Source organism: Chitinophaga sp. Hz27 (assembly GCF_042263525.1).
GTDB lineage: Bacteria > Bacteroidota > Bacteroidia > Chitinophagales > Chitinophagaceae > Chitinophaga.
In genome coordinates this window covers 30,990-44,434 of record NZ_JBHKFJ010000002.1, presented here as the reverse complement: position 1 = coordinate 44,434, position 13,445 = coordinate 30,990, and the positions used below count along the sequence as shown (strand labels likewise).

The window sequence follows — 13,445 nt, the reverse complement described above, 5'->3', positions numbered from 1 at the left end:
AATTCGTTGTGGATGTTAACAGCATATAGCTGTGTTATTTAAAACAGGAGTAGGCATGCATCCTGGCTGGTTGCAAACCGTTTATCTCTACAATACCCGGGAACCCGCCAATCAGCTCTTTATAAGCACTGGCCCTTGTTACCGCTTGCTGGTCCCAGAGGATGATCACTGGCACATTCCTGCCAGCTGCCTGCACACTGTATTGTGCACCTAGCGTAGATACGTTGCCGTTACTAAGGTCGATGATGATGCCCTTGTCTGATGTAGCTGCCCAATGCTCCAGCAGCCCAGTAGCCACCTGTCTATAGCTCTGCGCCATATCAAAAGCAATGGAATCATACTGTTCATTAGGGATTGATACCCTTGTATAACCACTAACAGTGCCGTTAAGAGAATAATCGACCTGCGTAACCCTGAATGGGAAAATCTGCTGATCACCAGCGGTGGCGAAGTCACAGTTCATACCAGGCAACCCTGGTATAGATACCGTTGGCATATATACCGTAGGCATCTTTTTTCTGGCGTTTTTGTCTTGCGGCATTTCGCTGCAAGACTGCATGGCACAGGGAATCGCCAGTATCACTGCATATTTCAGGTATTTTAATTTGCTCCTTATCAGCATAGCCTCTGTATTCGTTTATAAGGGTAGAACACGTTGAGCACTGATTTGAACTAGTCTTAACAGAAAAAAAATATTTTTTTAATATTGGCTAGAATAATTGCGGTTTATTCAATAGTTTAGCCTGCTTTTCCCACTTCAACTAAACTGTCTAAATCAGCATCGATAGATGAATTCTGATCTATTATTAGATCTCATGCCTGCATTTCAGCAAGGGGCCGCGGAGTCTTTTAATACTTTTTTCAAAGAGTATTACAAACCACTGTGCTTTTTCGCGGACCAACTATTAGGAAGCATGCCGGATGCAGAAGACATCGTAAAAGATAGCTTTGTGAAGCTCTGGAACAAGCGCAGCGACTTCGATCATCCCAGAAGCATTAAGAGTTTCCTTTATACTACTACTCGCAACGCCTGTCTAAATCATCTGCGTCATCAGAAAGTCCATGATCATTTCCAGCAGGAGATGATTTATTTAGATGATAAAAAAGGAGAAGACCTGATCCTGCAACGCATGATACAATCGGAGCTGATACAGTCCATCTACAGAGAAATTGAAAAACTGCCTGAGAAGCGGCAGCAGGTATTTCGTATGATCTTCCTCGAGGGACTTAAAAACGATGAAATAGCTGAGAAGCTTGGCATTTCGGTATTTACCGTAAAAGAGCATAAGGCCAAAGCCTTGGCGCAATTACGTTTACGCTTCAACGATACACAGCTGGGACTGTTTCTTATTCTTGTCAGCAGCTTGCTGTCCATAAAAAAATAATGGCGTCGCTATGGACGCCATTTAAAAAATTCATTTTCCGATATTATTTATTTCACCAGCATTACCTTTGTAGCCACGCTACCAGCTGGCGTTTTCAGCTCCAGTACATACATACCTGCAGGCAAATCGCCAACGCCTATACGCACCAGTTGCGTTCCTTTGTTCACTTGCTGCCGATGATGTTTCACTTGTTGTTTCGATGTATTATATAATATAAAATCGCCAGGTTGCTGATTGGCAGACTGTACTTGCAGCGTCAACTCAGTGCTGACAGGATTTGGCGTTACCAATACTTGCACACTGTTATTGATTATTTTGGAAGATGCCAATGCGGTTCCCGTAGTGGGTATCCAGCTTTTGCCGTCGAGTCCCCAGCTGCTGTTGATGGGTATACCCAAATAATCCAGGCAGCTAACGGCCATGTCTACTTGCCTTGGCGTGTTGTTATACACGTTATAGGTAAATGATGTTTGCGCTACACCGGCCTGCCAGCTGGCGTTTACAACTGTTGCATAATTGGCGCTGCTACTAGCATCTGCCAGCGTGCTACCACTTCCTTCATGCGCTTTCCAGTAGCCTATCAATGCGCTGTAGTTTGGATGTGCCGTGGTGATATCCTTGTCTTTCCAGGCATTGATAGCTGCTGCCGGGATAACGGTATTCCATATACGAACATCGGAGATATTTCCTGTAAACGGATAGCTGTAGGCCAAGGTGCCATCCTGCGCAATGGCGAATGGCAGCGCACTTGCGATGCCGCCTGTAACAGCGGTTACAGACACGCTGTCTACTTTTACGCCGTCTTGGTAGGTGATCATATATCCACTACGGTTAACGGAAACGGCAATATGATGCCATTGTCCATCTGCGATAGTGCCACCATTAACATCAGCACGGTTGGTACCATTGCCGATATTTACTTTCCATTTGCCGCCACTGTTGGCAGCGATGATATAACCTTTTTTAGTGCCGCTACTCCAGTTCTTATTTGCCAGGATCGCCGGATCGCCGCTCCAGGTACTAGTTTTCACGCGGCATTCGAGTGTGAAGTTGCTGGTATCAAACTGATAGGCAGTACTGGCCGCAGGCTTTGCATACGCACCGCTACCAAATAATAATGCGGGCGGTGGGGTGGCAGCAGTCTGCCATACGGGAGTGCCGTAGACGCTGGCAGTATTCGATGCAGTCGTATTGTCGGCCCAGGAAGTGCCGGTGCCTTCTGCTCCTTTCCAATAGCTGTGCAGGCTCGCATAGGATGGATGCGCAGCAGTTACCGCCTTCGACATCCATGTTATTAATTCGTTCTCTGGTATCACCTTATCCCATATACGAACCTCTGCAATGCTACCGTCTAACTTATAACCATAGCTCAAGGTGCCATCCTGGCCTATCGCCAGGGGATATGCACTGGTAATATTCCCAATACCAGCCATAGAAGCACTGTTTACCAAAGTCCCATCTTCATACATCTTCACTAAACCATCTCTGTCAAATGTTACAGCCAGATGATGCCATTTACCATCTGCAATAATATTTCCATTAAGATCTACTCTGTTTAAACTATCGCCCACATTCACTTTCCAGGAATTGCCACTTACAGCAGAAAATATAAACCCTTTGTTCTTGCCATTAGCCCAGTTCTTATTGCTGATAATACTGGGATCGCCGGCAAAGCCACTGTTCAGCTTCACGCGACATTCGATCGTAAAATCAGTAGCAGCACCGAAGTTGTAGGTATTGCTGACGGGTTTCAGGTAACTACCATTACTCAACGAAAGATAACTACCTGGCATATTTATGCTCACGGTATCTTTCTTAATCTGTTGTGGTACAAAATTGCTGTTAGACCAGATAGCAAAAATATTACGCTCTTCCAGACTACTACCACCATGACCAGCCATATTACCGCCATGATCCGTAGAAACAGCCACCAGCCAGTCTTCACTGGCATAGCTACTTCTACTTTTTAATGCAGTCAGTATTTCATGAATGTAGCCGTCTACCTCTTCGATGGCGCTGACATACTGTGGTACAGTAGGCGAAAAGCCGTAACTGTGGCCGGCTTCATCCACATCATCAAAATGCATAAATAATACATCTGGATTGTTAGTGCTTAATTCTGCTACTACCGCGTTCTTCACCGCAAGGTCTGTTGTAGGATTTTGTTCCGCATCAATACCATTTACAATGTAGGTATTGATGGGCGCCCAGTGGCAGATGGATACTGTTCTCCGGCCAGGACTGGCGGTTTCCACCCTTTGCAGAAAAGAAGGATAAGTCGTGAAATTGCCTCCGGTAAAGGTATTATCGTATACGCCATGCTTGGCGCGCCATACGCCTGTGAGCATGGCACTCCAGCCAACGGCGCTCCAGGTAGGTGTTTCCGTTAGGCCGTCTAAGGTGTATACAGATTTAGTCCTTAAGGAATCCAAGGTGGGCGCATTGGCCGCCAGTACAGCATCCCAGCGCGTGCCATCTATTCCTATCAGTAAAATTTTTTTTGTTTGGGCATTGGCTACGTACAGGCATACCAGTGCCATTAAGGTTAGGTAGAATTTTTTCATCGTTCAGGGTTTTGAGGAAGGGTTATTATCTTAATAAATATAATAAACGGTTAACAAATACTAAAATTTTGAACAGTATTTTTACACAAACGGGCAAAAAAAATGGGTGTATCAAAAATGATTTTGATACACCCGCGTTATAATTAATTGGATTAGAATCGTTCTAGTTCTTCTACCACATTACTAACTGGCAATCCCATTACATTATAGAAGCAGCCGTTTATCTTATCAATTGCTACTGCGCCGATCCATTCCTGGATAGCATAGGCGCCTGCCTTATCATAAGGTTTGTAGTTATCAATATAATATTCGATCTGCGCTTGGGTGAGTGGCTTAAAAAATACGCTGGTTTCTTTGGAAAAAGCTACTTCTTTCTGGCCACGAACAATTACCACGCCGGTGATTACACGATGTTCTCTTCCGCTGAGGGCGGTCAGGATGTGGATTGCATCTGATCTGTCTTTAGGCTTGCCGATGATTGTATCATCGAGTACTACCACAGTATCAGCGGCTACGATAGTATCCGTAGGAGCCGACAATGCCTGTATCACCGCTGCTTTCTGCCGCGCGATATACACCGGAATTTCCGGGATAGGCATTGTTTCCGGGAAAGATTCATCAGTATCCGCTACTTTGATAGTAAACGGAACGCCTGCCTGTTCCAGTAATTGTTTACGTCTGGGAGATTGTGATGCCAGTATCACTGGTGCACCTTGATACATTTATAGAAATATTTTAAAGAAGATCATAGATAATATACCCGTCAGCATCAGGAGTTTCACGAGTGAGCTGACTTTATGGTACTGTGCTGCGTTATTGGCAGCTTTCAGCTTTGCATATATATAGATACAAGGCAGCTGTACAAACAATACCAGGTAAGCGATAGCAAGGTACCAGCCAAACATCCACACCCGTATTTCTACCAGTATAATGGTGACTTGTAACGCCAGCAGCAGAATATTACAGAATCGTTTTGCAGACAGCACGCCCCAGATGATAGGAATGGTTCGGCAACCATCTTTGCTGTCGCCGATCATGTCTTCCAGGTCTTTCACTATTTCGCGGACCATAGAAATGATGAAGGCAAACAACGCATATACGCCGATGATCTGTATCAGCTTGCGGCCAACCGGCGACATGATCGCTTCAATACTATGGTAGATCTGCTTTTCATAAAATCCTACCACTACTACAGCCAGTGCAGTGAGCAGTGAAGTCACCACGTTCCCAATAAGCGCCTGGCGTTTAAAGGAGGTGGAATAAAACCAGAGGAGCAGTGAACAGATCACTTGAATGAAGCCAAGGTAAATCTGGCCGGTTCCCCAGGCTACGATAAAGCCCAACGATACGCCGGCCATATTTAATATGGTATGCCAGGCCATTGCCCAGCGGCGGCTGATCACCTTATCTAATATCATCCGGTCAGGTTTGTTGATGATATCGATATTTATATCAAAATAATCATTGATGATATAACCAGCAGCTGCTACAAATACTGTAGACAGGCAAAGCAAAATGAACTGACCCACCGACAGGGAAGGCTCTTCCCCATAACTATGCATTACAGGCGCTACTACGCAGTATTGTAAAAGAAACTGCGTCAGCGCGATATAAAGCAGGTTGGGATATCTTATTAATTTAAAAAATGCAGCCCAGAGCTTCATGGGATAAATTGTTTTTCAATATAATTGGAGAGAGGTCCGGGTTATTTGGAAGCGATACCTTCATCCAGCAGCCAATGGCCGTTGAGCTTCAGTACCTTTTCCATGATGTCTCTTACACAGCCCTGACCACCGCCTAATGGAGATATATACCTGGAAATGCTTTTGATCTCCGGCGCCGCATCTGCAGGGCAGGTAGGCAAAGCTACCAGCTGCATGGGGGCATAATCAGGGATATCATCTCCCATATATAATATCTCATCCCAGCGAAGGTCATGCTCGAACACATAGTCTTGCAGTTTTTCTTTCTTATCCTGCACGCCTACATATATATCTTTAATACCAAGGCCTTGTAACCGGCTTACCACACTTTCAGATTTGCCACCTGAAATAATCACTACACGATAACCTTTCTTTACCGCCAGCTGCATGGCATAGCCATCTTTAATATTCATTCTGCGGGACATCTCCCCTCCCGGTAATAATTGCAGGGTGCCATCTGTCAGCACACCATCCACGTCCAGTACAAAGGTGGTTACCGGTTTAAAAAGTGATAATATGTTCATAGTCGGAGGCGAAAATACGAATAATGCATTAAGGCGCATATCGTACTTAGCTATCGCTTTTCATGAAAGTTATAGATACTATCCGAAAGAACGGTATATACCAGTTGGAGATATTCATCATTGACCAGGAGGTTACGATGTAGTTCCATGGTAGCTTCATCCTGGCGCAGTGCGGGGCCTGTCTGCACCGACTCTGGCGGATATTTCTCCAACCGGTCAAAGGTTTCCCTTATAATGGGTTGCAGCAGGGTGAAGTCGAGGTGTTCGTGATCGCAGTAGGCTTTTGCCCTTGCGATGAGATGGTTGGTAAAATTATTACAGAGTACCGCTGTCAGGTGATATTGCAATCGCTGATGGGAATCGGTGATTGCTATTGTGGAGGCGATACTTTGTGCTAATGCCTGTAATCTTTTTAATACGTCATCGTTACTCGCTTCCAACATAATCGGTATGGGCGGGTAATTTTTCACTTCCTTACGTATAGACTGTAGCGGGTAAATGACGCCTATATTAGAAGATATGCGGGAGATGGCGCTTAATGGTACGGCGCCGGCGGTATGGGCAACCATACGACGGCCGAGGCGTAGTTCATCATTTAGCATGGGATACGCCGAATCTGATACAGCGAGGAGGTACATATCTGCCTCCATATTTATATCCAGCAAATCAGTCGTAAAGGGAGCATGGAGCATTTCCGCCAATTCGGCAGCACGATCGGGGTTTCTGCCAATGATCTGAGTAATCTGGTGTCCGTGAATTTTCAGCAGGTGTCCGAAACAGTGTGCGATATTACCCGTTCCGATAATAACAATATCCATTATTATTTTTTTAATTATAATGTAGATAATGAGGGATTCAAACCGCCAATATACTGCGTTTGCCGTGGTAGCCGTTTTTTTCCTTACATTACAAGTGAATTTAAAGTATTAATGATACCTTATTTTTTATTTTCAAGGTACTTTTTTATACTTGCAGAATTCGTAAGGCTATTATTTTACGAAAAATTGCGTATTTAGCAGCATATTAAAGAAGCATACATGGCAAAAAATTTAGTTATAGTTGAGTCCCCAGCAAAGGCCAAAACCATTGAAAAGATCCTGGGAAAGGACTTTGAAGTCAAATCCTGCTTTGGTCACATCCGTGATTTGGAGAAGGACGACATGGGGATAGATATCGATAATAACTTCAAGCCAAAATATGTTATACCGGAAGATAAGGAAAAGGTTGTAAAAGACCTGAAGAAGCTAGCCAAAGATACCGACGAGGTATGGTTGGCAACGGATGAGGACCGTGAGGGGGAGGCCATTTCATGGCATTTGTGCGAGGTATTAGGCCTTGATCCAAAAAACACCAAACGTATTGTTTTCCACGAAATCACTAAGCCTGCCATTGAAAATGCGGTTGCCCATCCACGTAAGCTGGATATGGACCGTGTAAATGCACAACAGGCCCGCCGTATACTGGATAGAATCGTAGGCTTTGAGCTTTCTCCTGTTCTCTGGCGTAAGATGAGCATGCGAAACTCACTCTCCGCCGGTCGTGTACAGTCTGTGGCTGTACGCCTTATCGTTGAAAGAGAAAGAGAAATCAATGCCTTCAACGCCACCAGCACCTTCAAAGTAGAAGCCTGGTTTACCGGTAAAGATATTAACGGTAAGAGCATTTCCTTCAAAGCTGAAGGCCCCAACAAATTCAAAACTGCAGAAGATGCGGAGAAATTTCTCCAGCAATGTGTAGGCGCTGCCTATACAGTAAAAGATATTCAGGTTAAGCCAGGAAAGAAATCTCCAGCTGCTCCTTTTACCACTTCTACCCTTCAGCAGGAAGCCAGCCGCAAACTGGGATACAGCGTATCCAAAACAATGTTGCTGGCACAGAAACTGTACGAAAGCGGTAATATTACCTATATGCGTACGGACTCTGTCAACCTCTCCGATACGGCCATCTCTGATATTCAGAAGGCGATCGTAGGTAATTATGGAGAGAAATATCACCAGTACAGAAAGTTCAAAAATAAAAATGAGTCAGCGCAGGAAGCGCACGAGGCTATCCGCCCTACGTACATGGAAAATACCACTGTAGACGACAGCGATGCCCGTAAACTCTATGAACTCATCTGGAAACGCACCATCGCCAGCCAGATGTCTGACGCTGAACTGGAAAAAACCATCGCTAAAATCGATGTTTCCACTAACCACGAAGAGCTGACTGCCAGCGGTGAAGTGCTGAAATTCGACGGCTTCCTCAAAGTTTATATGGAAAGCCATGACGATGAAGATGTGAATGAAGACGAAACGCAGGAAGGATCCTTGCCTCCATTGGCTGTAAAACAGTCGCTGGACCTGAAGGAAATGAAAGCAACCGAGCGTTTCTCCCGTCCTGCACCAAGATATACAGAGGCCAGCCTGGTGAAAAAGCTCGAGGAGCTTGGCATCGGCCGCCCATCTACTTATGCACCTACTATCACCACCATCCAGAAACGTGGATATGTGGAGAAAAGAGACAAGGAAGGCGTGAAAAGAGAATTCCGCATCCTGACGCTGAAAGCAGATAAACTCACAAAAAATACAGACAGCGAAAATACTGGAGCGGAAAAGTCTAAATTGTTCCCAACAGATCTGGGTATGATCGTGACAGACTTCCTGAACCAGTACTTCAACTCTGTGATGGATTATGGATTTACCGCAAAAATTGAAGGTGAATTCGATGAAATCGCCCATGGTAAAAAGGTTTGGAACGATATGCTGGCAGAGTTCTACCAGCCTTTCCATAAAGATGTAGCCAACACCCTCGAAAATGCAGAACGCGTAAAAGGTGAACGCCAGCTGGGTGTGGAAGAATCTACCGGTAAACCAATCGTAGCACGTATGGGCCGTTATGGCCCAATGATCCAGATAGGTCAGGCAGAAGATGAGGAAAAACCTCGCTTCGCTAAGCTGAAGCCTACACAGAGCATCGAAACTATCAGCCTGGAAGATGCAATGGAATTATTCCGCTTGCCTCGTAACCTCGGCCAGTTCGAAGACTCAGACGTGATCATCAACATAGGTCGCTTCGGTCCGTATGCGCAACATGATAAGAAGTTCTACTCCCTGAAAAAGGAAATGGACCCTTACACTGTTGAACTGGACGAAATCGCACCCTTGATCGTAGAAAAACGTACTGCAAAAGACGAGCGTACCATCAAAGTATTTGAAAAAGAAAAAATCCAGATTTTAAAAGGCCCGTATGGTCCTTATATCAAACAAGGCCTGAAAAACTTCAAGATTCCTAAGGAAAGGATAGACCATGCTGCCGACATAACGGTAGAAGAAGCAAAAGCTATTATTGAAGAAGCGAAAGCCAATCCTCCTAAAAAGAAAGCTCCGCCAAGGAAGAAGAAAGCCGAATAACATCGGCTCCGGAACTAACTGGCGGAGAGATTGACCATTGTTACACAGTTGACATGCGCGAAAACAGAGAAATAAACGCTTTGTTCCACCTGTTGGATGATCCGGATCAGGAAGTATTTGATACCGTTGCCAATAAGATTCTACTTTTTGGCAAGGAAATCATTCCTAACCTGGAGAATTTGTGGGAGAATACTGTCGATGAATCTATACAGGAAAGAATAGAACTGCTGATCCACCGGGTACATTACCAGGACTTACAAGGCGCGTTGCGTGCCTGGAGTAATATGGAAATGCCGGAGTTACTGGAAGGCGCGATTCTCATTGCTAAATATCAGTTTCCAGACCTCTCACCAACACAGGTGATGACAGAGATTGATCGTATCAAACGTAATATCTGGCTGGAACTAAATAATTATCTGACGCCACTGGAACAGATCAATGTCCTGAACAGTATGATATATAACTATTTCGGCCTGAAGGGAGAAGAGATCTCCTATCAGCGCAAGAACCAGTTCTTTATCAACCAGGTTATTGAATCAAAAAAGGGAAATCCCTTTACCAATGGTATCATCTACCAGGCTTTGTGCAGCATGCTGGACCTGCCAGTATATGCCGTCAATATCCCGCGTCAGTTTATACTGGCTTATTTCGATTCTTTTGTGGATTTTTCGGAGCCAATAGAACCGGACGACTATCGGATACTCTTTTTTATAGATCCTATCCAAGGGCAGATTTATACCCAGCAGGATGTGGATACTTACCTGAAGCGTGTATCAGTACCTTCTGTGCCTAGTTACTTTAAGCCACAGTCCAATAAAAAGGTGATACAGCTGCTGATTGAAGAATTAGCAAAATGCTTTAAGGAAGATAAAGATGGGTATAGGCAGGATGAGTTGATGAACCTGAGTAGTATACTGGAAGATTAAATTGCAAATCATTTTATACACGAAAGGCGCCTGTAACGGGCGCCTTTCTGCATTTATATACACTCGCATAAATCTACCTTCTGTGGAGCTTAACGAGCGTATATTCTTCTGGCGTGCCTTAGGTATGCCAGATAAAGGGAGGTCAGTTATTTGCTTTAGGAATGGCCTAAATTAAAAAGTCCATCGACAAGCGATGGACCTTTCAATTTCTTGCAAGAAAGATATTATTATAAAATAATCTCTTACTTAGCAGCTGGAGCCTGAGCAGCAGCAGAATCAGCAACTGGAGCTTTAGCAGTAGTGTCAACAGCAGCAGCAGAATCAGCTGGAGCTGGAGCAACTGGAGCAGCAGCCATAGTGTCTACTGGCGCAGTAGCAGTTGAGTCAGTAGAAGCAGATTTACCACCATTACAAGCTACGAAGAACATACCAGCAGCGATTGCGAATACAAATACTTTTTTCATTTTGTGTTGTTTATAGTTTTTTAAAACCGGCGCAAAGGTATTCAATAATTTCAAATTACAAAATATTAATACCTACAACTGCATAAATTATTTCTTTCTAAAGAAAATCTTAAGTGGCACTCCTTTGAAATCAAAGTGAGTACGGAGCTGGTTTTCCAGGTAATTTCTGTATGGCGCCTTGACATCGTCAGGGAGGTTACAGAAAAATGCAAATGCCGGTGTATGTGTTGGCAACTGCGTAACGTACTTAATACGGATTGGAGTACCACGAACTACTGGCGGATGGTATGCCTCAATTGCTTTCAGCATCACATCATTCAGTTTGGAAGTCTGTACCTTACGGGTACGGTTTTCATAAACTTCCAATGCTATTTCGATAGCTTTGAAAATACGCTGTTTCTCTGTTACAGAAGTAAAGACAATTGGCACATCGGAGAATGGAGCCAGGCGGTTTTTCAATTCTTTTTCGTAATCTCTGGCAGTGTTGGTCGCTTTTTCCATCAGGTCCCACTTGTTCACCAACACTACAATACCTTTTCCTTTTCTTGCGGCCAGGCTGAAAATATTCAAATCCTGTGCCGTGATACCTTTTTCGGCATCGAGTAACAACATTACCACATCTGCTTCATCCAGCGCTTTGATGGCACGGATAACAGAGTAGAACTCTAAATCCTCTTGCACCTTGGTTTTGCGGCGGATACCAGCAGTATCTATCAACATGAATTCTTTCTGGAACATGTTGTAATGTGTGTGAATGGTATCACGGGTGGTGCCCGCAATGTCAGACACAATGTTGCGTTCTTCCCCAATCAGTGCATTCAACAGGGAAGATTTTCCCACATTTGGTTGACCGATGATCGCGATTTTAGGCAATTCATTTTCCATTGTTGCCTCACCCATGTCGTCGGTGATGTGAGAAACCACATCATCCAGCAGTTCACCGGTGCCGCTTCCTGTCATAGAAGAAAGGAAGAAAATATGTTCAAAACCGAGGCTGTAAAACTCTGTTGCTTCCAGCTGGCGTTGTTGGTTATCTACTTTATTTACTACCAGATAAACCGGTTTGGAGCTACGACGCAGCAGATCAGCTACTTCACTATCCAGGTCGGTGATACCAGTAGTTACATCTGTCATGAAGATGAGCAGGTTTGCTTCCTGCATTGCGATCTTCACTTGTTTACGGATCTCGCGTTCGAATACATCATCGCTACCAGCAACAAATCCACCAGTATCGATTACGTTAAAAGTTTTACCGTTCCAGTCGGCCACGCCATACTGACGATCACGTGTAACACCACTCTGGTCATCTACGATAGCCTTGCGTTGTTCCAGCAAACGGTTAAACAAAGTAGACTTACCCACGTTCGGACGTCCTACAATAGCAATTGTAAATCCTGCCATAATTTCTTTATTAATTTGATTTTCGTAATCACCTGCAGCGCCTGCGGCACTTTCTTTCTCACCAAGCAGCATAAGCAGCAGAGCAGCAAAGGCTCCTGTTATGTTGTTTTTGCGGAGAAGAACCAGTACCTGAGATACGCAGGAATTTATTAACTATTAATACCCGTATTCTTTCAAAAAGAGATCATTATCGCGCCATTTGCCTCTTACTTTTACAAAGAGTTCGAGGAATACTTTACGTTCGATAAATTTCTCTATATCCTGACGGGCTCTGGTACCGATCTCACGGATAGACTTACCTTTTTCTCCAAGGATAATGGCTTTCTGTGATTCTCTGGTAACAATTATTTCAGCAGTAATTTTTGTCAGCGTTTCCTTTTCCTGGAACTGCGTAACAATTACTGTAGTATGATAAGGAATCTCTTCTTCGAAGAGCTGGAAGATTTTTTCGCGGATCATTTCTGCTACGAAAAAGCGTGTAGACTTATCCGTTAGTGTATCTTCCGGATAGAAAGCGTTTGCTTCAGGGAGGAGGTTAACAATGGCTGCCAGCAAGTCTTTCACGTTCTTCTGCTGTTTGGCAGCAATAGGTACAACTGCTTTTGCCTTGCCCCATTCGTTACATCTCTCTACCAGCTTTTCCATCTCTTCTTTAGAGAGGTTATCCATTTTGTTGAGGATAAGAATGCTGGGAACTTTTAATTTGAGCGAGTCGAACAGTTCAAGATTTTCTTCCAGGTTATCGCGGCAATCCATGATGAGGAGGGCTACGTCAGCGTCTTCCAGAGCTGATTTCACGGCGCTCATCATTTTCTCGTGGAGTTTATATTTAGGATCGATGATACCAGGTGTATCAGAAAATACGATCTGGTAGCCAGGTTCGGTGAGTACACCGGTGATACGATGTCTGGTTGTTTGTACTTTAGGTGAGATAATAGCGAGTTTTTCGCCCATGATAGCGTTTAACAACGTACTTTTTCCCGCATTGGGCTTACCAAAAATATTTACAAAACCTGCTTTGTGCATCATATCCCTATTATATAAATTGTTTCCCCCGAGTGAATTCACACATTGCCCTACAAGGAG

Annotated in this window: 12 protein-coding genes; 3 read left to right on the top strand and 9 right to left on the bottom strand. The window is 44.2% G+C overall.

Features of this window, described 5'->3' with window-relative positions:
- Positions 1 to 34: 34 nt before the first annotated feature.
- A complete protein-coding gene (locus ACE38W_RS04015; RefSeq protein ID WP_375828949.1) occupies positions 35 to 622 on the bottom strand; it encodes a hypothetical protein in 588 nt (195 codons plus the stop codon).
- 166 nt (positions 623 to 788) lie between these two features.
- Between ACE38W_RS04015 and ACE38W_RS04010 the strand changes: the two genes are divergently transcribed.
- Complete coding sequence (locus tag ACE38W_RS04010) at positions 789 to 1,385, top strand: RNA polymerase sigma-70 factor (RefSeq protein WP_375828948.1); 597 nt, start codon at positions 789 to 791, stop codon at positions 1,383 to 1,385.
- Between the two features lie 47 nt (positions 1,386 to 1,432).
- Here ACE38W_RS04010 and ACE38W_RS04005 read toward each other — a convergent pair whose 3' ends face one another.
- The 5 genes from ACE38W_RS04005 to ACE38W_RS03985 form a co-directional block, all read right to left on the bottom strand.
- Positions 1,433 to 3,949 (bottom strand): LamG-like jellyroll fold domain-containing protein, encoded by a 2,517-nt coding sequence (locus ACE38W_RS04005; RefSeq protein ID WP_375828947.1) that lies wholly within the window; start codon positions 3,947 to 3,949, stop codon positions 1,433 to 1,435.
- Between the two features lie 152 nt (positions 3,950 to 4,101).
- On the bottom strand, positions 4,102 to 4,671 hold the full coding sequence (locus tag ACE38W_RS04000; RefSeq protein WP_375828946.1) for a Maf family nucleotide pyrophosphatase: 570 nt from the start codon (positions 4,669 to 4,671) through the stop codon (positions 4,102 to 4,104).
- Positions 4,672 to 5,613: a geranylgeranylglycerol-phosphate geranylgeranyltransferase gene (locus ACE38W_RS03995; protein ID WP_375828945.1), complete on the bottom strand. Its 942-nt coding sequence runs from the start codon at positions 5,611 to 5,613 to the stop codon at positions 4,672 to 4,674. It abuts the gene before it with no gap.
- 41 nt (positions 5,614 to 5,654) lie between these two features.
- A complete protein-coding gene (locus tag ACE38W_RS03990; protein WP_375828944.1) occupies positions 5,655 to 6,176 on the bottom strand; it encodes a KdsC family phosphatase in 522 nt (173 codons plus the stop codon).
- A 50-nt stretch (positions 6,177 to 6,226) separates the two neighbouring features.
- Positions 6,227 to 6,994 carry a Rossmann-like and DUF2520 domain-containing protein gene (locus ACE38W_RS03985; RefSeq protein ID WP_375828943.1) on the bottom strand — a complete coding sequence of 256 codons (768 nt, stop codon included), beginning with the start codon at positions 6,992 to 6,994 and terminating at the stop codon, positions 6,227 to 6,229.
- Between the two features lie 219 nt (positions 6,995 to 7,213).
- Between ACE38W_RS03985 and topA the strand changes: the two genes are divergently transcribed.
- Positions 7,214 to 9,568 carry a type I DNA topoisomerase gene (gene topA / locus ACE38W_RS03980; protein WP_375828942.1) on the top strand — a complete coding sequence of 785 codons (2,355 nt, stop codon included), beginning with the start codon at positions 7,214 to 7,216 and terminating at the stop codon, positions 9,566 to 9,568.
- A 53-nt stretch (positions 9,569 to 9,621) separates the two neighbouring features.
- Positions 9,622 to 10,494 carry a transglutaminase-like domain-containing protein gene (locus ACE38W_RS03975; protein ID WP_375828941.1) on the top strand — a complete coding sequence of 291 codons (873 nt, stop codon included), beginning with the start codon at positions 9,622 to 9,624 and terminating at the stop codon, positions 10,492 to 10,494.
- A gap of 242 nt (positions 10,495 to 10,736) precedes the next feature.
- On the opposite strand, the gene ACE38W_RS03970 is transcribed toward ACE38W_RS03975, so the two are convergent.
- The 3 genes from ACE38W_RS03970 to era all read right to left on the bottom strand — a co-directional run bounded on the left by ACE38W_RS03970 (position 10,737) and on the right by era (position 13,388).
- The gene (locus ACE38W_RS03970) at positions 10,737 to 10,958 is read right to left on the bottom strand and encodes a hypothetical protein (protein WP_375828940.1); all 222 of its coding nucleotides are present in this window, start codon (positions 10,956 to 10,958) and stop codon (positions 10,737 to 10,739) included.
- 87 nt (positions 10,959 to 11,045) lie between these two features.
- Positions 11,046 to 12,359, bottom strand: a complete 1,314-nt coding sequence (gene der / locus ACE38W_RS03965) for a ribosome biogenesis GTPase Der (RefSeq protein WP_375828939.1) — start codon at positions 12,357 to 12,359, stop codon at positions 11,046 to 11,048.
- Positions 12,360 to 12,515: 156 nt separating this feature from the next.
- Positions 12,516 to 13,388, bottom strand: coding sequence for a GTPase Era (gene era / locus ACE38W_RS03960; RefSeq protein ID WP_375828938.1), 873 nt, complete (start codon positions 13,386 to 13,388; stop codon positions 12,516 to 12,518).
- Between the last annotated feature and the right edge of the window lie 57 nt (positions 13,389 to 13,445).

What these genes read in the sequence shown, in the direction of transcription:
- ACE38W_RS03975 (WP_375828941.1), top strand. Translation starts at nt 9,622, where the DNA reads ATGCGCGAAAACAGAGAAATAAACGCTTTGTTCCACCTGTTGGATGAT.
- era (WP_375828938.1), bottom strand. Translation starts at nt 13,388, where the DNA reads ATGATGCACAAAGCAGGTTTTGTAAATATTTTTGGTAAGCCCAATGCG.
- ACE38W_RS04015 (WP_375828949.1), bottom strand. Translation starts at nt 622, where the DNA reads ATGCTGATAAGGAGCAAATTAAAATACCTGAAATATGCAGTGATACTG.
- der (WP_375828939.1), bottom strand. Translation starts at nt 12,359, where the DNA reads ATGGCAGGATTTACAATTGCTATTGTAGGACGTCCGAACGTGGGTAAG.
- ACE38W_RS04010 (WP_375828948.1), top strand. Translation starts at nt 789, where the DNA reads ATGAATTCTGATCTATTATTAGATCTCATGCCTGCATTTCAGCAAGGG.
- topA (WP_375828942.1), top strand. Translation starts at nt 7,214, where the DNA reads ATGGCAAAAAATTTAGTTATAGTTGAGTCCCCAGCAAAGGCCAAAACC.
- ACE38W_RS03990 (WP_375828944.1), bottom strand. Translation starts at nt 6,176, where the DNA reads ATGAACATATTATCACTTTTTAAACCGGTAACCACCTTTGTACTGGAC.
- ACE38W_RS04000 (WP_375828946.1), bottom strand. Translation starts at nt 4,671, where the DNA reads ATGTATCAAGGTGCACCAGTGATACTGGCATCACAATCTCCCAGACGT.
- ACE38W_RS03985 (WP_375828943.1), bottom strand. Translation starts at nt 6,994, where the DNA reads ATGGATATTGTTATTATCGGAACGGGTAATATCGCACACTGTTTCGGA.
- ACE38W_RS03995 (WP_375828945.1), bottom strand. Translation starts at nt 5,613, where the DNA reads ATGAAGCTCTGGGCTGCATTTTTTAAATTAATAAGATATCCCAACCTG.
- ACE38W_RS03970 (WP_375828940.1), bottom strand. Translation starts at nt 10,958, where the DNA reads ATGAAAAAAGTATTTGTATTCGCAATCGCTGCTGGTATGTTCTTCGTA.
- ACE38W_RS04005 (WP_375828947.1), bottom strand. Translation starts at nt 3,949, where the DNA reads ATGAAAAAATTCTACCTAACCTTAATGGCACTGGTATGCCTGTACGTA.